This window comes from Neisseria musculi (genome assembly GCF_014297595.2).
Lineage (GTDB): Bacteria > Pseudomonadota > Gammaproteobacteria > Burkholderiales > Neisseriaceae > Neisseria > Neisseria musculi.
The window spans coordinates 228,788-249,776 of sequence record NZ_CP060414.2; the positions used below are offsets into that span (position 1 = coordinate 228,788).

The window sequence follows — 20,989 nt, forward strand, 5'->3', positions numbered from 1 at the left end:
GGCAGGGCACAATGAGAAAAAATATTTCAGGAGAATCCGATATGGCATACAACTACACCCGCGCCGCCGGCTTGCAGGTGGACAACCATCTTTATCAGTTTGTCGAAGCAGTGCTGGCCAAACACCCGAATGTGGAATCCGCCGCATTCTGGCAGGGCTTCACCGATTTGGTGCGGCAGTTTGCCCCGCGCAACCGCGCCCTTTTGGAAAAGCGCGACCGCATTCAGGCCGAACTTGATGCCTGGCACAAGCAAAACCCCGGCCCTGTGCAGGACGAAGCGGCCTATCAGGCGTTTTTAAAAGACTTAGGCTATCTGGCCGATGCCCCCGCGGCATTCAAAATCACCACCGCTCATGTTGATCGTGAGCTGGCAGAGCAGGCCGGCCCGCAACTGGTGGTGCCGATCAACAACGCCCGCTATGCGCTCAATGCCGCCAATGCCCGCTGGGGCAGCCTTTATGATGCGCTTTACGGCACCGATGCCATCGAGCAGAGCAGCGATCTTGCGCCCGGCAAAGGCTACAATCCCAAGCGCGGCGATGCCGTGATTGCCTTTGCCCGCAAATTTCTCGACAACAGCATTCCGCTGGCGCAAGGCAGCCATCAAGACGTTACGGCCTACACCGTTTCCCAGGGCCGTCTGAAAGCCAGGCTGGACAACGGCAGCGAAAGCGGCCTGGCTTCGCCCGAATGTTTCACAGGCTACAACGGCAGCCCCGATGCGCCTGCTTCGCTGCTGTTTTTACACAACGGGCTGCATATCGATATCTTAATCGACAAAAACAGCCCCATCGGCAGCCAAGACCCGGCCGGCGTGAAAGACATCGTGCTCGAAGCAGCTTTGAGCACCATTATGGACTGCGAAGACTCGGTGGCCGCAGTCGATGGCGAAGACAAAACGCTGGTATACGCCAACTGGTTCGGCCTGATGGGCGGCACACTCACCGAAGAAGTGGAAAAAGGCGGCAAAACTTTCACCCGCAGCCTCAACCCCGACCGCGCCTACACCAAGCCGGACGGCAGCGGCAGCTTCACACTGCCCGGCCGCTCGCTTTTGTTTATCCGCAATGTCGGCCATCTGATGACTACCCCTGCCGTGCTCGATGAAGCGGGCAGCGAAATTCCCGAAGGCATCCTTGACGGCGTGATGACCGCGCTGATTGCCCCGTTTGATTTCCAGCGCAGCGAAAACAAAAACAGCCGCGCAGGCTCGGTGTATATCGTGAAGCCGAAAATGCACGGCCCCGAAGAAGTGGCGTTTGCCGATGAATTGTTTGCCGCCTTTGAAGATTTGGCCAAACTGCCGCGCAATACCCTGAAAATGGGCATTATGGACGAAGAACGCCGCACCTCTGCCAATCTCGCCGCCTGCATTGAGGCGGCCAAAGAGCGCGTGGTGTTTATCAACACGGGCTTTCTCGACCGCACCGGCGATGAAATGCACACCTCCATGCACGGCGGCGCGTTTATCCGCAAAGGCGATATGAAGTCGAGCAGATGGATTAACGCCTATGAATTAAACAACGTGCAAACCGGCCTGCAATGCGGCCTGCCGGGCAAAGCGCAAATCGGCAAAGGCATGTGGGCGATGCCCGATTTGATGGCCGAAATGCTCAAACAGAAAATCAGCCACCCGAAATCCGGCGCCACCACCGCCTGGGTGCCGTCGCCCACCGCCGCCACCCTGCACGCCCTGCATTACCATCAGATAAATGTGTTTGATGTGCAGAAAACGCTGCTCGCACAACCGCCGCACAACCATACCGATGATTTGCTCGCCATTCCGTTTGCCGCAGAACGCAACTGGTCTGCCGAAGATATCCGGCAGGAACTCGACAACAACTGCCAGGGCATACTCGGTTACGTGGTGCGCTGGGTGGAGCAGGGCGTAGGCTGCTCGAAAGTGCCCGACATCCACAACACAGGCCTGATGGAAGACCGCGCCACCCTGCGCATTTCCAGCCAGCACATCGCCAACTGGCTGCTGCACGGCGTAGTGAGCGAAACACAGGTGCGCGAAACGCTGGAACGCATGGCCGGCGTAGTGGACAAGCAAAACGAAGGCGATGCTGCCTACACGCCGATGGCCGGCCGTTTCGCCACTTCGCCCGCTTTTCTCGCTGCCTGCGATTTAATCTTTAAAGGCACCGAGCAGCCCAACGGTTACACCGAGCCGCTGCTGCACCACTGGCGGCGTGTCGCCAAAGCAGGCTGAATATAGCGCAATGCATTCTGATGCACACAGGCCGTCTGAAAGCGTTTCAGACGGCCTGTGTGCAGTTGGTTTTGCCTTGGGTTCTGTATGGTAGTTGTGATATTTTCTGACGTTCGTTAGCAGAAATGAAGCGGGTTTATTTATTATTGTATCGTTGTTTGAACGGTTGTGTGCAGAGATGGTTTGGCAGGTGTTTTCTGCATTTCCCGGTGCCCGGTTTATGTTTATTCTGCTGCATTTCGGCACACTTCCACCGCATCCTGCAAACCGGACACGCCGAAAATCTGCAGATTGGGAAACTCTTTGGGGTTGCGCGGCAGGTTGGCTTTGGGCACCACCGCGCGCTTGAAGCCGAGTTTTTCGGCTTCTTTGAGCCGCTCCTGCCCGCGCGCCACGGGGCGCACTTCGCCGCTTAAGCCGATTTCGCCGAAGGCCACCATTTTTTCGGGCAGAGGGCGGTTGCGGAAGCTGGAAAGCATGGCGAGGATAATTGCCAAGTCGGCGGCCGGCTCGTTGATTTTCACGCCGCCCACCGCGTTGAGAAACACGTCTTGGTCGAAGCAGGCGATGCCGGCGTGGCGGTTTAAGACGGCCAGCAGCATGGCGAGGCGGTTTTGCTCGAGGCCGACAGTGAGCCGCTTGGGCGTGAAGCCGTGGGCATCGTCCACCAGCGCCTGAATTTCCACCAGCAGCGGGCGGCTGCCCTCCTGCGTTACCAACACGCAAGAACCCGGCACATCATCACGGTAGCTGGCCAGAAAAATGGCCGAGGGGTTGGACACGCCTTTCAGGCCGTGTTCGGTCATGGCAAACACGCCCAATTCGTTGGCCGCGCCGAAGCGGTTTTTGATGGCGCGTATCATGCGGTAGTTAGAATGTTGGTCGCCCTCGAAATACAGCACGGTATCGACCATATGCTCCAGCACGCGCGGGCCGGCGATGGCGCCGTCTTTGGTAACGTGGCCCACCAAAATCATAGCAATGCCCATCTGCTTGGCCATGCGGGTAAGCTGGGCGGCGCATTCGCGCACCTGCGACACCGAGCCCGGTGCAGAAGTGATTTGGTCGGAATACATGGTTTGAATCGAATCGATAACGACAACGGCAGGTTCGTGCTGTTTTAAGGCCGTCTGAACCGCTTCCATGCGGATTTCGGCCAGCAGGTTCACGCCTTCGCTTTTCAAACCCAAACGCTGCGCGCGCAACGCAACCTGCTGCGCCGATTCTTCGCCCGACACATACAGCACCTTTCGGTTTTTCGCCATCACGGCCACAGTTTGCAGCAGCAGTGTCGATTTGCCGATGCCGGGGTCGCCGCCGAGCAGAATCACCGCCCCGCCAACTAGGCCGCCGCCGAGCACGCGGTCGAGTTCGCTCATGCCGGTAGGCGCGCGCGGCACTTCGATGGCGGTAACTTTTGACAAATCCTGCACCTGCGCGGTATCCGCCGCCCACGATTGGAAGCGCGCGTTTTTCGGCTCGGGCGCGGCGAGGCTTTCTTGCAGCGTGTTCCACTCGCCGCAATGCGGGCATCTGCCCTGCCATTTGGGCGCGGTGCCGCCGCATCCGCTGCATTGGTAAACGGTTTTCGGTGCTTTTGCCATAAAGGTTCCTGCCGGATGGTAGAGGCCGTCTGAACGGCAGCGAAAAAACCGATTGTAAGCGCAAAACCGCGCCGGATATACCCTTAAGGGCTAAAAAATATCCGTATATCTTTATTTCAAACACACATAATATGCGGTTGTTATTATTTCAATAGAATAACGTTACCCGTGTTGAAACCATGAAAAAAGCTGCATATTCCCATTTGGCCGCCGCTGTTTTGACCGTTTTCGCCCTGCCGGTTGCCGCCGACCCCCGCGTACCCGACCGGCAGGCACAATACGAGATGGCATCAGCCTATGAAACCGGCGGCGGTGTGGAGCAGGATGATCAGCGCGCGGTTAAGCTGTATCTCAAAGCAGCCCGAAAAGGCCATGCCGGAGCGCAGGCGCATTTGGGCATGATGTATCACGAAGGGCGGGGCGTGAAAGAAAACGCCAAAGCAGCGGTATCGTGGTACCGTAAAGCTGCCGCGCAAGGCAACGGCGATGCCCAAAACAATCTCGGCCGTATGTATTTTTACGGCTACGGCGTGGCGCAGGATTACAAACAGGCTTTCGGGTGGTTCAGGCAGGCGGCCGGAAACGGCCACGGAACCGCCCAAAAAAACCTTGCCTATATGTATGCACACGGCACGGGAGTGGAGCAGGATATGAAGCAGGCCGCCTATTGGTATGAGCAGGCCGCTAAGCAAGGCTTGGCGGAAGCGCAAACTGAAATCGGTTTTTTCTATGACGAAGGCCGCGGCGTGGAAGCCGATGTGGAGAAAGCTGCGCTGTGGTACACACAGGCTGCCGATTTGGGCAGCGCGGTGGCACAATATAATTTGGGGCATATGTATTTGGAAGGCAGGGGTGTGGTGAGAAATGTTGAAAAAGCCCATGCGTTGTTCCGACAGTCGTGCAGCAGCGGTGATGAAGATGCGTGCAAGCTGGTGTCGGCCATGCCGGACAATTGAACGGCAAATCGGCATCGGCCGCCGCTCAGCAGGGAGCCGCCCAAGCTAATGCCGTCTGAAAAATCTTATAACTTTCAGACGGCATTGAATTTAAATCCACAGTTAGGTTTCATACAGGCTACGGTTTGCTACCCAAATTCCTGAAAATGTTGTAGTAACGCTGATTCAATAGATTCGTGCCACGTTAGAAATGGATTTTTCAATTTATCTTTAATTAAATCTAAATATAGCTCTTCTATGTTTTCAAGGTCTGAACCTTCATTATCAAACAAAAAATTTACCATAACAATAGAGAACTTATCATTATTCAAATCTTTTAATAAATAAACCATAATCATTTTACCTTCATATAAGGTATAGAATATTTTTTTTTCTAATTTCCGGATTACATTGGTGTCCATTGACCTCTCCTTACTCTTTGAACAGTATTTGCTCGAGTATTTTTAAATTGAGTAACAAGTCTTCCTGATGGAGACATGATAACAACTCTATCACCTTTTACATAAATATAATTTCCTGTTTTTTTGATCTAAGTATTTTTGCCCCTCTCTTACTACTCTATTCGAGTCCCCTACGCTTCTGTGGCTGTCGTATTGTGCTTCAGCTTTTCTTTGTTCCCCATGTTTAGTTGCTTTCTTCTCATCCTCATCATCAGGCGGCATAGGCGCCCCCGTGGCCGCCCGACTTCCCTGCTGCGGCTTCGGCTGAGCCTTTTTCTCGCCTTTTTGCGTATTCTGAATAGCAGCAAAAATAGCATCATGCTCTTCCTGAGCCTGCCGCCTTTGCTCCGCCATCATGCCGATAAAGGTTTCCGTAACGCTTTCGCAATTTTTATCCAACGCACAATAAAGCGCACCGATTGCAGGAATCGCCACACCTTTCGCAGCTCTGGACGCATTATTGTGTTCCGTTGCCGTCTGCCCAATAAGGCCGTCTGAAATGGCATTGCGGTAATCGCCCGTAGTTGCGCCGAATATTTTGGTTCTATCATAAATGCCGTCTGAAATTTGTAAGATTTTTCAGACGGCATTGAACTGTAAACTATAGAACGAGTGCGTGTATGGGCATCCACCTTACGCAGGAGTTTTAGGGGGCTTACAGACTACGGCTAGCTAGGTTGGCTACCTATTTCTGTGTTAATTAGCTCGAGTATTGTTAGCTCTTGGGGAATATTAAAATTTAAAATAGATATAAATTGGTATTCTTGCGCACCTAATTTAGATATAACTAAAAATTCAAAGACAATATCTTCTGCTTCCTTATATTGAAAACTTGTTGTTATTATATCTAAAAGATAATTATTATAACCTTCTTCAATTATGTTATCTAAATATTCCTCCAGGCTCGATGGATTTTCCCCAATAACAATAATCCATTTTATATTCACATTTTCTATTGCTTTGGATAATTTTTCTGCATTGTTTAGTAATATATTTTCACTTATTAGTAAGGTACTTGGGATTGTGTTTGTAATATTTTTATATAATTCTTCAAATGAATCCATACAAATGAAATTTTTATTTTTTAAAAACATTTTATTTTCCTTTCAAATAGTTAATTCTGGTTTTAAAAGCTTTAATCTCTCTTTCTAAATGTAGAATTCTTCTTTCTTGAGCAGCTTTAATAATATCTTCAGATAACTTTTCCATTCCAGGGCGAACCGTAGGATTTTTCTTAAATTCATCAATTTTATCTTGATGTTCTTTTATCCGTTTGTTTAAGGAACGTATCTCTTTCTTTTCACTTGTAGATAAATTCTTCTCATCCTCATCATCAGGCGGCATAGGCGCACCCGTGGCAGCCTGACTTCCCTGCTGCTGCGGCTTCGGCTGGGCTTTTTTATCGCCTTTCTGCCCGTTCTGAATGGCTGCAAATATGGCCTCCCGCTCCTCCTGAGCCTGCCGCCTTTGCTCCGCCATTATGCCGGTAAAGGTTTCCGTAACGCTTTCGCAATTTTTGTCCAAAGCACAATAAAGTGCAGCAATTGCAGGGATTGCCACACCCTGTGCCGCTCTGGCCGCATTATTGTGTTCCGTTGCCGCCTGACCGATGAGGCCGTCTGAAACAACATTGCGGTAATCGCCGGAGACCGCACCGATTCCGCTGCCCAGCAAACCCGTAATATTACCCAATGCCGCTTTTTGTGCTTCATCGAGTTTGGACGGGTCTTTCTGATTAAACAGCCAATGGGAAATTATAGGGGCGGCTGCTTCGGAACCGCCTGCGGATAGGGCGGCGGTAGCAGTATTGTTGCCCGCCGCATGGGCAACGGCGGCATTCCAAACCATATGTGCCGCCAAATGTGCAGGCGTACCTTGTTTGTCTTTACCGGTTTCAGGGTCGGGCTTTTTGAAATAGCCGCCGATTTCGCGGCTGACGGCAGGAGTGGCTGCCGCCAGCAGGGAACCACCCAAGTTGTCGCTCGGGGTAGACAGCCCCATGCTCACAGTGTCGGTCAGGAATTTCAGCGTATCGTATTTGGCAAGTTGCTTTTCATATTCGTCATTGCCGATTAATCCTGCTTCTTTACGGGCGCTCAAATCGGCAATATGGCGGTTGAGTTCGGATTTTACCTCCTGCACATTGCGGCTAAACTGCTGACCCACCTCCCGCTGCAAATCCATCTCGCGCTGCACGGTGTCTTTGTCAAACGCATTGTTCAGACGGCCTGTGTTGGCTTCAGCGGTTTCGGTGCGGGTGGCGGTGTACACCGCTGCTGCCTGTGTACCATCGGTATCGTTGCCGATAACGATATTGCGCGTGCCGATGCCGCTTCGGGTAACGCTGCTCCGGTTGTCGCCGTCGCGCCCGTAGCCGAGGGTGCTGCCGATGCTGTTTTTACCGGCAACGTTTTGCACATGGCTGTCGGCAGTCGGTGCTTTTTGCCCCAGTGTCTGGCCGCTGAGCGTAGTCGATACGCCGATGCCGAAGCTGTCGCCTTCATAGCGGCTGTGGTTTTTCAGGTCGGAACGGCTGAGGGTGGCCGTCTGAAAGCGGTTGCGGCCGTTTTGTTCGGCTGCTTCGCCGGCGGTGATGATACCGCCTTTCAGGCCGGTGTGGTTGTCCACCTTGACTTGGAAGCCGCCGTCTCCGGCAAAGATGCCGGATTGTCTGCCCACGCTTCGGTGTTCGGCGTTGATTTTGCTTTGGTTGTAGCCGGCGCTGCCGCTGAAGCCGTAGCCCACGGTAATCTGGCCGCTGAGGTTTTGCTGCCTGCTGCGGTAAACGGCGGTATCCTGCAGGCTTTCGATGGTGAGGTTTCGGGCGGTAAGGGCAACGCTGTTGCCTTTCACCTGTGCGCCTTTGAGGGTGGTGTCGCCGCTGCTTTGAATCACGGCCCGGCTGCCGGTGCTGCCGATGCGGCTGTGGCGGTGGGTCAGTTCGCCGCCGTTGCCGTAGCCTCTGCCGTAGTTGCCGCCGCCGGTAAAGCCGGCGGCGAAGCCGTTTTGGCCGTAGCTGACGGCAACGCCGGCATTCCAGCCGCTGCTGCGGTTGTCGCTGCGTTCGCTGTGGTGTTGTTCGGCCGATTGCAGCACGATGTCTTTGGCGCGCAATAAGGTGCCTTCTTTACCCGCCACATCCGAGCCGGTGATGTTCAGACGGCCTTGGTCTGCTGTCAGGCTGACTTGGCCGCCGCCGATGATTCGGCTGCCTTGGGCGGCGGTGCCTTCGCTATGGCGTTGGTCGGTGTTTTTTTGCCGGCCGTAGGTAAGCGATATGCTGACGTTGGATGTGCCGGCTGTGGATTTCCAATCGCCGGCGGATAGGGCGGAGGCGGTGTCGGCCAGGCCTTTGAGGTTGGCCGGACTGCTTTCTTCGGCCAGCAGCTGCCGTGCCTGCCATGCGGCATTGGCCGCCGCCATGGCATTGACGCGGCCGTTTTTGCTTTTGCCGACGGTTTTGGCCGCTGCTACCGCGTTTTGTGCGGCCTGGACCACAGGGATGTTGACGGCAACGGTCAGGCCTTTTTGTTCGAAGGTGCGTCGGTAGTCGGTGGCGTAAGTATCCTGCGCCGCTTCAATGTCGATGTTGCGCGCACGGATCCATACATCACCTTCGGGCGAGGAGACGGCCGAGCCGGTTTGGCGGTAGTTTTGCCCGGCCCAAATGACGGTGTCGCCTTTTAAGCTGCCGACGGTAGCGGCATGATTCACCAGCGTCCGGCTGCTGTTGTCGGCGGTGTCTTTTTTGCTGCCGATGCTGAAGCCGATGCCGCCCGAGCCCGTCAGGCCGGATTTTTTGGTTTGGCGGCGTTCGGTGTCGTGATAGGTGCTTTGTGCCGCGGTGAGGTTCACATTATTGCCGGCCTTCAACAGGGTGCGGCCGTCTGAAACGATGTTGCTGCCGCGCACGTTGATGTCCGCTCCGGCAACAACCGCCACTTCTTTGCCCTCGATGGTGCTGCCTGCTGCTTCATCGTGCCGGCGGCGGTATTGGTCGAGGCCGGTTTTGTTGGAAACAAGGCCGCGCGATTTGCTGTAAACCGATTCGCTCAAATCCAGCGTTTTGCGGCCTTCGCCGATGTCGACGTTGCGGCCGGAGAGGAGGATGCGGCCGTCACTGCTGGCAATATTGCCTTGGCGGACGGTTAAATCTTCTTGGGCGGAAATCAGAATATCGCCTTTCGCACCGAGGGTGGTGCCGGCTTCCCAAGTTTGGGCAACATGGCGGTGGTTTTTAGCGCCCGATTCTCCATGCCTGCTGCGGGATTCGAGCTTGGCAGTGCCCAAACCGATGCGGCCGTCTGAAACGATTCGGGTTCGGCCTTTGGCCGCTTCGTTGCGCAGGTTGGCGGCCACGAAATCGATGCTTTGGTTGGCTTTGAGGCTTAAGAGGCCGTCTGAAGCGTTGCCGACATAAAGCCCGGCGACGCGGTCGATTCGGGTTTGACCGTTGCCCTCGTCGCCGTGGGTGACTGTAGTGGAGGCAACGCGGAGGCGGTCGGCTTCGACGGAGAGGAGGGTGTCGGCGGCAACGGTGCCGCCTTCGATGTTGACGTCTTTGCCGCGCAAACGCACTTTGCCGCCTTGAATGAGGCCGCTGTTTTGGATGTCGGTGGCGGATAAGTCGACAATTTTGCGCCCGGCCAGGGTGCCGCTGTTGACGAGGCTGCCGGCACCTTCCAGCACCAGTTTGCCGGCGCTGATCAAACCGCCGTGGGCGTTGATGTCGCCGGGTTTGACGGTGAGATAGACTTTGGGGGCGAGCACGGTAACGGTGCTGCCGTCAATCAGGGTGAGGGTTTGTTCTTCCAACCAAACGATATCGGAGGTGAGGCGGGCTGCCTGCTCGGGCGACAGGGCGATGCCGGGGGCGAGCTGCTGCCCGCGGGCAAAGGTGATGCCGGCTTCCATCAAGGCTTTGAACTGGGCTTCGTCGTCGGTGTAACCGTCGAGGCGGCGGTAGCCGGTTAAGCGCGCGATTTGCTCGTTTACCAGCTTTTGCTCGTAATAGCCGTCGCCCAGGCGTTTGTGCATTCTGCCCGGGGCGGAGTTGAGGGCATCGAGCAGGTAGTCGCTGGAGAGCCATTGTCTGTAGTCGGTAAAGGCCGGGTCGGTTTCGACCAGATAGGCGGGGTGGGCCGGGTTGACGGCATACAGGCCGGAGGTGGGCAGCCTGATGCCGGTGTTGAGGGTTTTAATAGGCGCGGGGGTGCTGCCGCCGTGGGTAACGGTGGCCGGGGTAAGGTTTGCCTGCTCTGCGGTTGGGGCGGTTCGGGGTAGGGAAGTGCTGTATTCCTGCGTTTGGGCCAATTTCACACCAAAATCAGGATGGCTCTCCGGCGGATTGGGAATAGGGCCGCTTTCTTTGTCGAATTCGATATGACGGCGGCCTCTGGAGCCGTGTCTGTCATAACTGCCGCGTCTCAACATGCCTGTATTGACGGTGCGGACGGTATCTTTATCGGCCAGGTTATCGATGTTGTCTTTGCCGGTAATCATGCCGCCGGCCATAATCATACTGTTATGGTTCAGCCATTTGCCTTCTGCCTGAAGAGCGCCGCCGGTTAAAATTTGTGCCGGACGGCTTTTTACGATTTCCTGCCGGTAAATATTTTGAACATAATCAGCTTGGTAATATTGTTCGACAGCGTATTTGTGCAGCCATTGTTCGGGACGGCCGTCATAATAGATAAAGCCGAAATCATGCCGGCCTGCTTTACGGGTGATCCCGTCTTTACCCACCGTAAAGAAAGGTTCGGCCTCTCCGGCCTTGGTGTAAGAGATAATGTGCCTGCTGCTGTCTAAATATTCGCGGGTCTGGAAATGTTTGTTCAGGTTCTCCAGGGATTTTGCCGCGATTCTTGCGTCTTTACCCGCTTCAACCGTGGCGCCGGCATTCACCAAACGGCCGGCCGTGCCCTGCGCCTGATGCTGCTCATCCAAACTGCCGCCGATACTCAGGCTGCCTTCGCTGGAAAGCCTGCCGCCTTCCTGATTGGTGATCTCTTTTGCCCCCACGGCCAAATGGTTGCGTGCGGCAATGGCGGCGGCTTTGGCTTGGCCGCCGGCTGTTTCTTCCCGGTTCACCAGCTTTTCGGCCGCAATGCCCACCCAATCGCCGTACACACGGCCGGTGCCGGTGTTCAGCACGGTTCCGCCCGCATCCAAAAGCGTCAGGCCGTTGCTGTTGATCAGGCCGCGGTTGGCGATGTTGCGGGCTTTGAGCTGTGTGCCGCTGCCGGATTGGATTTTGCCGGCGGCGGCGTTGTCGATGTGTGCGGCTTGCAAGAACAGGAAACGGCCGCCTTCCAGCGTGCGGCGGTTGGTGAGGCTGCCTCCGGTTGTCAGATGCAGGCCTTCGCCGGCGCGGATGTCTTGTTCGGGGCTGAAGCTGTCTTTGAGCTTGAGCGACAGGATGCGGTTGGCCGCCAGTGTGCCTTTTAATCTATAACTGTTTTCAGTTCCGTGTGTATGCTTTTAGAAAGCTGTAAAAAAGCATTCCATGCAAGCAACGTGGCTTTAAACATAGATAAAGAACAGCTTAAATCAGGCCAGCCGTCTTCTTCATCAAATTCGTTGTTATAAAAAACAACTTTTTCAGCAGAGATATCCCAACAAAAACCTTGCCCACCTCCTGAATAAACTTCATTGGGGTTATTTTCTGCTTGACGGATAAATTCTAAATTTTCATCGATATCTTTTTGTAGATAAAGATCTCCTGTTAAAACATAAATTAAGTATTCATATATTCTATCTTTCATTATTGCATTATTTTTTTCATCTAAGAATGTACATCTTTTTAATAACTCTCCATTAAATTCATAAATATCATAATAAGCTTTAAAAATAGTTATCATATTATTTCCTTATCTTCCATAAATTGGATAGGCTGTTCCTCCGCCGGCAAAAAGGCCGGATTGGGTGGAGATGGCGCGGCGGCTGCTGGCAGCCTGGCTTTGTAGTTTGAACAGTAAAGGGTATTCGAATATTTACCTTTATGATAAATGCCGTCTGAAAAATCTTATCAATTTTCAGACGGCATTGAATTTAAATCCATAGAACGCGTCCGTGCAGGGATACACACCCTACCTGTGGATTTTAGGGTTCATGAGGACTGCGGTTGGCTGATATTCCCATAATATTTAATACTGCGGTTCTGAAACATATTTCTGAGTCGGGTAAAATAACTTTTATCTCCGGATATGTTTCTTCAGGTTGAAGGTTAATATTAAAACGTACCCTTTTCCCTTTTAACTTTAAAAGGTTTCTATTTCTCATTGGAAAATGGCCTAATCCAAAATCCCCATAAAAACCAAGAACTAAATTTGTACTTTGAGTACCTTCCCAATTTTTTATAACATTCTCAGGAGGAGCTACTATTTTAATTTCAATATTGATTATATAACCTTTTATTCCAGACGGATTTATCCATTTTTGAAAGTATACATTGTCTACATAAATCTCATATTTATCAAAAACGTTTTCTCCATAAAGATTTTTTAAAAATACCCATTGGCCTAGTAAGAATTTATTTTTCATCATCACTTCCGTTTCAAAAAAGGTTTTTTGAAAAATGATTCGCTAGGTTTGGCGTTTACCGATGGTTTGGTATAGCGATGTTCCGTAACCCCTGTAATCTTAGATGGTGTATAGGTTTGCCTGTTATGAGGCATATCTTTTTCTTGTTTCCATACATCTGCATTTACTTTTCCCGAAACAGTATAGGTTGTCAATTCTAACTGTTTGGAATTGAAATGAGCTGCCTGGTTTCCTCTTCCTGATAGTTCACCAAAATCATGTCCTGCTGAATGGTTTTGAATTACATAGTTTTTTCCATTTATAATGAATAAATATTCAGTCGCAAAAATTGGTTGGCGTATAGAATCTGTTTTTTGTCTATCTTTCCCAGTAAAATAATCCTTCTCCATCAACGGAACTCTGCGCACTGCCGTAGGCTGCATTGTAGTAGGAATCCCCAATCTCATTTTTTCTGCTCTAAATGTAGCATGAGTTGTTGCACTCGCTTGAGCAAATTCTTGCAGTGCTTTAGTCAATACTTTACGATTGCCTTCTGTATCTAAACGGGTTACTCCTTGCCCGTTAACTTCCTCATATGCGGTATTCAAATGAATTTTAATACCATGTTTTTGAAGATATTCTTGAATATTTTGATTGATTTTATCCTGGTCTTTTCTTCTGCTCTCATCCTTTAATTTATTTAAATCTCCTAAAGCATTTTTGATGTTATACAACGGCGTTAGAATACCAAATGGGTCGGTAACATCAGCAATATTTTCATGCAAATTTACCCGATTTTGATAGCGAGCAAGTGCAGTATTATTCTCCACCGCATTCTGCCCCAACACCCCGCCAATCTGGGCATTCAACGCCGCTCCGTTGTCTCCGGTGGCGCCGACGATGGACGCAATCACGCCGGCAGCAGCTTTGATGTCTTCTTTAATCTGCTCGGGCAGCAGGTTGGGGTTGAACCTGCCCGTTTGCGGGTCGATGGCGGTTTTTCCGTCATGGTACTGCTGCGACAGATATTGCGCCGCTTTTTCGGCTGCAACCGCCGCACTGCCGCCGCTTAAAGGGTCGCCGCCGTTGATATAGGCCAGTGTTGCACCCAAGAGGAAGTGGCCGGCCAGTTGGGCGGTTTCGTTTTGGTTTGCGCCGTGGCCGAAGGTGTTGCCGATGGCGGCTGCGGCATAGGGCGACAGGGTGTTGGCGGCGGTTTGCAGGTTGCTTTGGCCGCCGAGTATGCCGGTAACCAGCGTGGTGCCGGCGTTCGCTGCGCGGGATTTGCTGCCGCCGATGCCCCAGTTTCGCGCTTCGGTGTCGGCTTTGCGGTAGGCTTCTGACCCGCTGATTAAGACGGCTTGGCGTTCGCTCTCGCCCAGTTTGGCAAAGGCTTCGTAGCTGCCGTCTTTGCGCGCTTTCAGACGGCCTTCAAACTCTGCTTGGGCTTGGGCTTTGTCTTCGGCGGCGGCTTTTTGGCGGTTGCTGCTGAAGCTGCGCGCTGCGGAGACGATGTCGGTGGTGGCTTTGGCCACAACCTGCTGTTTCTCCGTAATTTTGGCCAAATCGGGTAGGGCGGCAACAGCTCTGTGCGCGCTGCTGCTGTCGCTGTGGATGCCCAGTTCCTGTACGGTGGTGTCTTTACCGGCTATATTCAGACGGCCTTCGCTTAAGGCGGCGTAGGTGGTGCTGCCGTCGCTGCCTTTTTCATATTGCGGTAAAGAAGGGCTGAAGCTGCTGCCGCCGGTGTAGCCCGGTTCCTTGTCGGGGTTTTTGCCGTAGCCGCCGCTTAAGCCGATATTCGTTGCCTGGTAGCTGCTTTGGTTTTGGATGTTTTCAAAGGTGAGGCGGTTGGCGGTCAGCTCGTTTTGCTCCTTAGGCGCGGTCGATACGATGGCGCCGCCTTTGAGGTGGACGCTGTCGGCGTTGATGTGATAGCCGCCGTCGCCGGCAAAGAGGCCGGATTGGACGGATACGGTATCGCTGCTGCCCGAGGCTTTGCTTTGGCTGAAGTTGCCCGAGGCTTCCCATGCGGTGCCGAAGGACACTTGAACGCGTACGCCCGCGCCGCTTTGTTGGTTGTCCTGCTCGATATGGTCTTGAACGCTTTCGATGTTCAGACGGCCGCCCACATCGGCATCAATGCGGCGGGCGGTGGCGGTCGCGCCTTTGAGGGTGGTGTCGCCTTTGCTGGCCAAGCGGATGTTGCCGGCTTTCAGGGTGGTGTGGTCGTGGGTTTGGGCAAGGTAGCGGTTGCTGCCTTTGCTGCCGCCTGCTTCGCCATAGGCGTAGACACCGGTTTGCGCGCCTGCGGAAACGCCTACGCCGACCGACGCGCCGAGGCTGCTGTTTTTGCCGTCGGCGGTCTCAGGTTAATACTGGAAACAGCGGATATTCCTCATCCCATTCTACGCCATAGTCCTCAAAAATCCTTTCTAACGCTTCAATCAAGGAAACATTAAGTTCAGGTGACTGCGATCCTGGACTTTGCTCAAATGCTTCTGGATGATATTGGCGTAAAAATGCCATGCCTTTTGCATTTAGGCCAAAATCTGAATCAATCCAAATGACAGATTCGTCATCATATGGATGATTTACGGCCAACGTGTGACAAAAATCTTTGATTCCATCATAAGAATATTCATCTACTTTGGTTAAAATGGTTTCCGGATAGATTATTGCCAAATCACAGATAAAAATTCTATATACAAAATCAACAGCGCATTGTCGTTCTAATCTACTACAATCGTGCAAAATATATGCAATAGAAATAGGCTCCAATGCCAAAACTTCCAAGAAAGATTGGACTCTTTGGGCAAAATGTTTATTCATTTTCATAATTATCTAGTACCTGAATAGGGAAATTTAAATTTTAATAATTCATTATTACCATTTAACGGTGTGAACTTAGATGACTTGTGAATTTCTACTGTTGCAGTATTAATATCAGTTGCCCTGCTTGCCTTCCCCGCAGGTCGATATATAATGGTCGAACCATCTGCCATTTGTGCATTCCAGCAACCCGCACAGTTACCGCGATTCATTTTCATTCCTCTGCGCAACTCTTCCTGAGTAGGCCTTCTACCTAAGAATGTTTCAGCAAATCTTTCAGCGGTAGCATTAGGATTGATTGAAGCAGGCATAGTTCTCGGTGTTCCTAATTTACCTATCGGTGTACCTGGCAACTTCCCGTTCTTCAATTCATTTGCCAACTGCCCAGCCCTTGCCAGCTCAGTTTGGCTACGATGAGTTCTAGTTTCCTGAACATTCCTATCCACCCGCTCACGGGTTCCCAGCCTGTTACCACCGCCACTTTGAACATTTTCCGAACCATATTGCTGTTTGAAATAAGCTTCATCCAATTTTTGGTTACTGTTTTCAGTTTGTCGGGGCTTATCTGCTGTGCTCAGACGCTCGGCTGCATGAGATTTTGTCACAGGTCTTTTGGCAATGTTTCCGCCTCTGCCGCCTGCCGTCATTTCCGTTTGGAAGCGGGCTTCCTCAGGTGTTTTTCCATCATTAATTGCCCATTGCCGCTGAACAGCAGTAAATCCACTATCGCCGCCATGAATAATCGGGTTGGATTTTGGTAGCCAATCCCGCTGTTCCGCGCGGACAAACTCGGATTTTTCATACGGCGCAAGCACGGATACAATGCCCTGCATTTTACTGGCAATGGTAAATAATTGGCCGCGTTCTTTACTTCCTTTCGGCAGTTTGGCGGCAGCAGCTTCCATTTTGCGGCTGTCGGCTTCGTATTCGCGCTTCAGGTTGGCTAAAGCTTTTTCTTTATCGGCACCGCTCATCTTACTTTGGCGGATGTTCTGCTCTTCTTGAATAAAATACTCAATACTGCGTGCACCGGATTGTTTAGCCAATTTATCCAACAGCTCAATTTCTGTTTTGGATAACCAGCCTTTCTTCTTGGCAGTTTGGGAATGCAGCCAATTATTCTCCACCGCATTCTGCCCCGCCACGGCACCGATTTGCGCGTTCAATGCCGAGCCGCCGGCCAAACCGCCCGATACCGCGCCAAACGCCGCCGACAGGCCGCTGACCAGTGTCTTTTCCTTTTCGCCCAATGCGCCGGGGTCGGCTGCGGCTTCTTTGCCGTAGAGGGTTTGTGTGAGGGCTTTGACCGCCGGCTCGCTGCCTGCGCCGCTGACGGCGCCGGCTGCAAAGCTGCCGCCGTTTACGGCAGCCGATACGCCGCTGTTGAGGGCATGGCCGATCAGTTGCAGCCCTTTATTCGGGTGGCTGCCGTGTTGGCCGAAGGTTCGTAAGAATAGCTTGTAGTCCTACTGCTAATCGTTCATTGCTTTACTTTTGAAGCAAGTGTAGGGCGGGCAGCAAGTACCCATCCTAGTTAATTTAGGGTTCATGTAGGCTATGGCTTGCTTTTAAGAGCCTGCCCTATGACTTGTTTGATAGTTCCTTTTTCAAATTCCATTTCATAAATAATATCGTAATATAAATAAATTAATTTTTCTTTATTTTGAAATGAGACGTACCAAATATTATCGCACTCCATAGGATTATCTATATAATCTGTTAAACAATACTGCCAGAATACAAAAGAATCCTCTTCTGATAAATCTTGATTTTTATAATGCACTGTTTTTTCAAAAAATTTAAATCTATCTTCTTTGCTTAGATTAAAAAGTTTTTCATTTTCCAGATTATCGATAACTTCAAAAAAGTTAGTTAATGACCTTATGGAATTATCTAGAAATGTTGATTTCTCCGGTAATTGGTTAGGTATCATGTGGCCATTTATGAAAATGGCACAGATGCCTTCTGATTTATTCTCGAAATCTAATGAATTCCAAGAATCAACCTTTTCAAGCCAAATACCAAATAAATATGGGTCTCCAAAAATCATTTTATAATCCTATATATTTATTTTCCAGGAATGCCTAATTTTCTACGAGTTTCAATATTTAATTTATCAATTCTATTTCTATCGAGCGTACCAGACCAATGATAAATTTTTCCATCAGCATCACTAAAAAATTGATGGACAGTATTTGTATCTTTGTCATATGCAACTCTAGCCCCTGCTTTTGATGGAACCGAGTTTTTAAATAAAACAATAGAATTTGAAGGTTCAATACTAGCTGTAAGCCCTTGGCGACTCCCCCTATTTCCTGGAGTATGCTTAGGATTTGAATGATATGTTAAGGTGCTTCCATCTGTTAAAACTATTTTTCTTGGCTCAGGAACAGGAATTGAAGACCCTTTGGATTTTTCCCCTCGGGTGTTATTTCCTATTGTTCCTGCCTTATTCCCCTTACTGGCCATAGCCTGACTGGGTATCCCACCCTTCGGAATCCTCACATTCCCGCTGTCGGCAGCCATCGCCAGCGGAACATGGTCATGCTTGAGCCCATCGGCCATAACTTGGAAATAGCGGTAGGCTTCCGAAGTCTTGCCGTTTTTCAGCAAATCAACCGTTTTTTCCAAAGCATTGGCTGCTGTTCTGCCCAATTTTTCACCCGGAACCAGGGCAATAAAAGCCAGCATTTTTTCTTCGGACGTATCCGCCTGGGCATAGCTGCTGCCAAAATCATAGGCAGGGAACAGTGTGGCCAGGAAGGTATCGACAACGGGGGCGCCGATATTTTTGGCGGCAGTCATTTCACCGCGTTCATAGAGCCGGCGGAGCCGCTCGCATTCCGCTTTGGTTTTGCAGCCTGAGGTTTTAAGGAGTTCTGCTTTCGGATTGGCAAGGAGATAATTATTCTCCACCGCATTTTTCCCCGCCACGGCACCGATTTGCGCGTTCAATGCCGAGCCGCCGGCCAAACCGCCCGATACCGCGCCAAACGCCGCCGACAGGCCGCTGACCAGTGTCTTTTCCTTTTCGCCCAATGCGCCGGGGTCGGCTGCGGCTTCTTTGCCGTACAGGGTTTGTGTGAGGGCTTTGACCGCCGGCTCGCTGCCTGCGCCGCTGACGGCGCCGGCTGCAAAGCTGCCGCCGTTTACGGCAGCCGATACGCCGCTGTTGAGGGCATGGCCGATCAGTTGCAGCCCTTTATTCGGGTGGCTGCCGTGTTGGCCGAAGGTTCGGCCGATGATTTCGGCAGTGTAGGGGCCGGCGGTATTCACCGCTGCCTGCAGGTTGGTTTTGCCGCCGAGTATGCCGGTAACCAGCGTGGTGCTTACGCTTGCTTAGTCCAAAGGTTCATATAGCATTTCCAAAAAGTCATCAAAACTATCCGCAATATGGTTAGTCACCATTTTAGTATTTCCCTCTTCATCTTCGTAAAAATCATCATGGGACATCAAAATTATAGATGGATCTTTATTATTTCTTCTGTAGTCAAAGCAAATATAATCTCCATTAGCACTTCCACCAAAAGCAATGATTTTCTTTCCATAGCTATAGTCATCATCAATTTTGGAATAACTATAGATATCCTGTCCTTCTAAATAATTTTGTTTATATCCAAAAAAAACTATATCACGCTCATCAATTTCACCATCATTATTAGTAAATCTGAATGTGTTTTCTTCAGGGTATAAATAGTCGTGCTTGCTTAAAAGAATAATATAGCTTTTAGGGAAAACTACTCCTGTTTTTTCAGCAAATTCGTTAATTAAACTTTTATTTAGTGCACCATAATCACGCCAAATTTTGAGATTTCTCATATTAATTACCTTTTTTTAAGGAATTTTGTCCTGTATGTAAAACTGCATCATGAACACTTTTAGGGATTAACTGCATATTGTGTGGGGAACTCTGTGCATTATGATGCCATGTAAAACCGCCAATTGTCTGTTTCCCAGCTTTAATATCTTTTAATTGTTCAGCAGTAAATTGGCTTTTTGATACTTTCCCACTTTCAATAGCCTTCCACAAATCTCTAGTAGCCGCCTTCATTTGTCCCGTATAAGACAGTGAATTATCCAGTTTACTGGTAAACCTTGATACATTATCAAATACAGGTAAACCCCTGCTATCATAAGCAATATTAACAGCTATACTGTTTCCTGAAACAGGGTCTTTATACTTAACATTAACTGCTTTTCCACTCTTATTTGCATATATAGTAGATGTGTAATCTGGCTTATTTTGATTGTTAATGCTTTGGACAGGTTTTTTTGAAACCGTAGTCGACACCACATTCTCAGCGCCATACCTTCTTTCCAGCTTAGCTCGAATCTGTCGAGAATCATAAGGCAAATCAGCCCCTTTGCGAGCCTGATCCATTGCGGCCTTCATCTTCTCCGTATCTTTGGCGGCTTTGGCTGCCTGATAAGCTTTCTCGGCCTGATGGACTTTTTTCGCCGCATCCCCGTAGAGCGGAACCATCCCTAGCGTAGCAAAGAAATAGTCGCCTTTGGTCTGCGCTTCCGCAAAGCCTTTGATATCGCCGATAACGGGAATGAAATCAACCAGAAAGCCGATGGCCTGCCACTGTTCGGCTTTGTGCTTTTTATAAGCTGCCGGGTCGGTTTCAAGCAGTTTTTGTTCTTTACGCCATTGGGAGAATGAGGCACCGACATCATTATTCTCCACTGCATTCTGCCCCGCCACGGCACCGATTTGCGCGTTCAATGCCGCTCCGTTGTCTCCGGTGGCGCCCACGATAGACGCAATCACACCGGTGGTCGATTTGATTTCTTCTTTAATCTGCTCGGGCAAGAGGTTGGGGTTGAATTCGCCCGTTTGCGGATCGATGGCGGTTTTTCCGTCATGGTACTGCTGCGACAGATATTGCGCCGCTTTTTCGGCTGCAACTGCCGCACTGCCGCCGCTTAAGGGGTCGCCGCCGTTGATATAGGCCAGTGTTGCGCCCAGAGCAAAGTGGCCGGCCAGTTGCGCGGCTTCGTAACTGCCGTTTTTAATCCCTTATGACAAGCAATCAGTATCCACTTCAATAAATGGAAAAAACCTTTTGAATTCATCCAAAACATGAGGATTGCTTTTTAAAGTTGCCAGTGCCTGTTCTTTTGAAATAGGCGGGTCGTAGACATCTACTTCTCTTAAATAAGCAATTCCATATATGGCATAACGATATTTAGATGACTGCCCATTAGGAATAAATCCTATAATATCATCAAGCTCACCAATAGAAATATCAATACATACCAAATCAAAAATATAATTAGGTATGTTATCAATAGGTGATGTTTTTATAACCAAATCTGCCCACAATTTCATCTCATTCAATTGAATTGCTTGGCAAAACAGGCAAGTTAAAACAAAATCCAAATCTTCATTATTGTCCTTAGTAATTTTCCACATA

18 protein-coding genes and 1 pseudogene are annotated in these 20,989 nt (G+C 50.5%); 3 read left to right on the forward strand and 16 right to left on the reverse strand.

Features of this window, described 5'->3' with window-relative positions; all coding sequences use genetic code 11:
• Nucleotides 1-41: 41 nt before the first annotated feature.
• Nucleotides 42-2,216 (forward strand): malate synthase G, encoded by a 2,175-nt coding sequence (locus tag H7A79_RS01085; RefSeq protein ID WP_187000789.1) that lies wholly within the window; start codon nt 42-44, stop codon nt 2,214-2,216.
• A 224-nt stretch (nt 2,217-2,440) separates the two neighbouring features.
• Here the strand turns inward: H7A79_RS01085 and radA are convergent, their stop codons facing one another.
• Complete coding sequence (gene radA / locus H7A79_RS01090) at nt 2,441-3,820, reverse strand: DNA repair protein RadA (protein ID WP_187000790.1); 1,380 nt, start codon at nt 3,818-3,820, stop codon at nt 2,441-2,443.
• A gap of 179 nt (nt 3,821-3,999) precedes the next feature.
• Here radA and H7A79_RS01095 point away from each other — a divergent pair, with 179 nt between their 5' ends.
• The gene (locus H7A79_RS01095) at nt 4,000-4,776 is read left to right on the forward strand and encodes a tetratricopeptide repeat protein (protein ID WP_135035070.1); all 777 of its coding nucleotides are present in this window, start codon (nt 4,000-4,002) and stop codon (nt 4,774-4,776) included.
• A 128-nt stretch (nt 4,777-4,904) separates the two neighbouring features.
• On the opposite strand, the gene H7A79_RS01100 is transcribed toward H7A79_RS01095, so the two are convergent.
• The 10 genes and pseudogenes from H7A79_RS01100 to H7A79_RS01145 form a co-directional block, all read right to left on the reverse strand.
• Complete coding sequence (locus tag H7A79_RS01100; protein WP_187000791.1) at nt 4,905-5,177, reverse strand: hypothetical protein; 273 nt, start codon at nt 5,175-5,177, stop codon at nt 4,905-4,907.
• 90 nt (nt 5,178-5,267) lie between these two features.
• Nucleotides 5,268-5,651, reverse strand: a complete 384-nt coding sequence (locus tag H7A79_RS01105) for a hypothetical protein (protein ID WP_187000792.1) — start codon at nt 5,649-5,651, stop codon at nt 5,268-5,270.
• Nucleotides 5,652-5,884: 233 nt separating this feature from the next.
• On the reverse strand, nt 5,885-6,310 hold the full coding sequence (locus H7A79_RS01110; RefSeq protein ID WP_187000793.1) for a hypothetical protein: 426 nt from the start codon (nt 6,308-6,310) through the stop codon (nt 5,885-5,887).
• A gap of 1 nt (nt 6,311) precedes the next feature.
• The gene (locus tag H7A79_RS01115; RefSeq protein WP_187000794.1) at nt 6,312-11,507 is read right to left on the reverse strand and encodes a hemagglutinin repeat-containing protein; all 5,196 of its coding nucleotides are present in this window, start codon (nt 11,505-11,507) and stop codon (nt 6,312-6,314) included.
• Between the two features lie 152 nt (nt 11,508-11,659).
• Nucleotides 11,660-12,076, reverse strand: a complete 417-nt coding sequence (locus H7A79_RS01120; RefSeq protein ID WP_377057631.1) for a hypothetical protein — start codon at nt 12,074-12,076, stop codon at nt 11,660-11,662.
• A gap of 241 nt (nt 12,077-12,317) precedes the next feature.
• Nucleotides 12,318-12,761, reverse strand: a complete 444-nt coding sequence (locus tag H7A79_RS01125) for a hypothetical protein (protein WP_187000795.1) — start codon at nt 12,759-12,761, stop codon at nt 12,318-12,320.
• Entirely contained in the window at nt 12,761-13,204 is a 444-nt protein-coding gene (locus H7A79_RS01130) for an HNH/endonuclease VII fold putative polymorphic toxin (protein WP_343060899.1), read from the reverse strand. The genes H7A79_RS01125 and H7A79_RS01130 overlap by 1 nt, the downstream gene beginning before the upstream one ends.
• 1,659 nt (nt 13,205-14,863) lie before the next feature.
• A pseudogene (locus H7A79_RS01135) lies at nt 14,864-15,037 on the reverse strand (hemagglutinin repeat-containing protein); the annotation flags it as partial.
• A 67-nt stretch (nt 15,038-15,104) separates the two neighbouring features.
• Nucleotides 15,105-15,575, reverse strand: a complete 471-nt coding sequence (locus H7A79_RS01140; RefSeq protein WP_187000797.1) for a hypothetical protein — start codon at nt 15,573-15,575, stop codon at nt 15,105-15,107.
• Nucleotides 15,576-15,577: 2 nt separating this feature from the next.
• A complete protein-coding gene (locus tag H7A79_RS01145) occupies nt 15,578-16,819 on the reverse strand; it encodes a VENN motif pre-toxin domain-containing protein (RefSeq protein ID WP_187000798.1) in 1,242 nt (413 codons plus the stop codon).
• On the opposite strand from H7A79_RS01145, the gene H7A79_RS01150 reads away from it, so the two are divergent.
• Nucleotides 16,724-17,020 (forward strand): hypothetical protein, encoded by a 297-nt coding sequence (locus H7A79_RS01150; RefSeq protein ID WP_187001758.1) that lies wholly within the window; start codon nt 16,724-16,726, stop codon nt 17,018-17,020. The genes H7A79_RS01145 and H7A79_RS01150 overlap by 96 nt on opposite strands.
• Before the next feature lie 104 nt (nt 17,021-17,124).
• On the opposite strand, the gene H7A79_RS01155 is transcribed toward H7A79_RS01150, so the two are convergent.
• The 5 genes from H7A79_RS01155 to H7A79_RS01175 form a co-directional block, all read right to left on the reverse strand.
• Nucleotides 17,125-17,619, reverse strand: coding sequence for an immunity 42 family protein (locus H7A79_RS01155; protein ID WP_187000799.1), 495 nt, complete (start codon nt 17,617-17,619; stop codon nt 17,125-17,127).
• 17 nt (nt 17,620-17,636) lie between these two features.
• On the reverse strand, nt 17,637-18,845 hold the full coding sequence (locus tag H7A79_RS01160) for a VENN motif pre-toxin domain-containing protein (protein WP_187000800.1): 1,209 nt from the start codon (nt 18,843-18,845) through the stop codon (nt 17,637-17,639).
• A 63-nt stretch (nt 18,846-18,908) separates the two neighbouring features.
• The gene (locus tag H7A79_RS01165) at nt 18,909-19,388 is read right to left on the reverse strand and encodes an SMI1/KNR4 family protein (protein WP_187000801.1); all 480 of its coding nucleotides are present in this window, start codon (nt 19,386-19,388) and stop codon (nt 18,909-18,911) included.
• A 1-nt stretch (nt 19,389) separates the two neighbouring features.
• The gene (locus H7A79_RS01170) at nt 19,390-20,385 is read right to left on the reverse strand and encodes an HNH endonuclease (protein WP_246408005.1); all 996 of its coding nucleotides are present in this window, start codon (nt 20,383-20,385) and stop codon (nt 19,390-19,392) included.
• 207 nt (nt 20,386-20,592) lie between these two features.
• Nucleotides 20,593-20,988: a hypothetical protein gene (locus tag H7A79_RS01175; protein ID WP_187000802.1), complete on the reverse strand. Its 396-nt coding sequence runs from the start codon at nt 20,986-20,988 to the stop codon at nt 20,593-20,595.
• Nucleotide 20,989 lies beyond the last annotated feature (1 nt).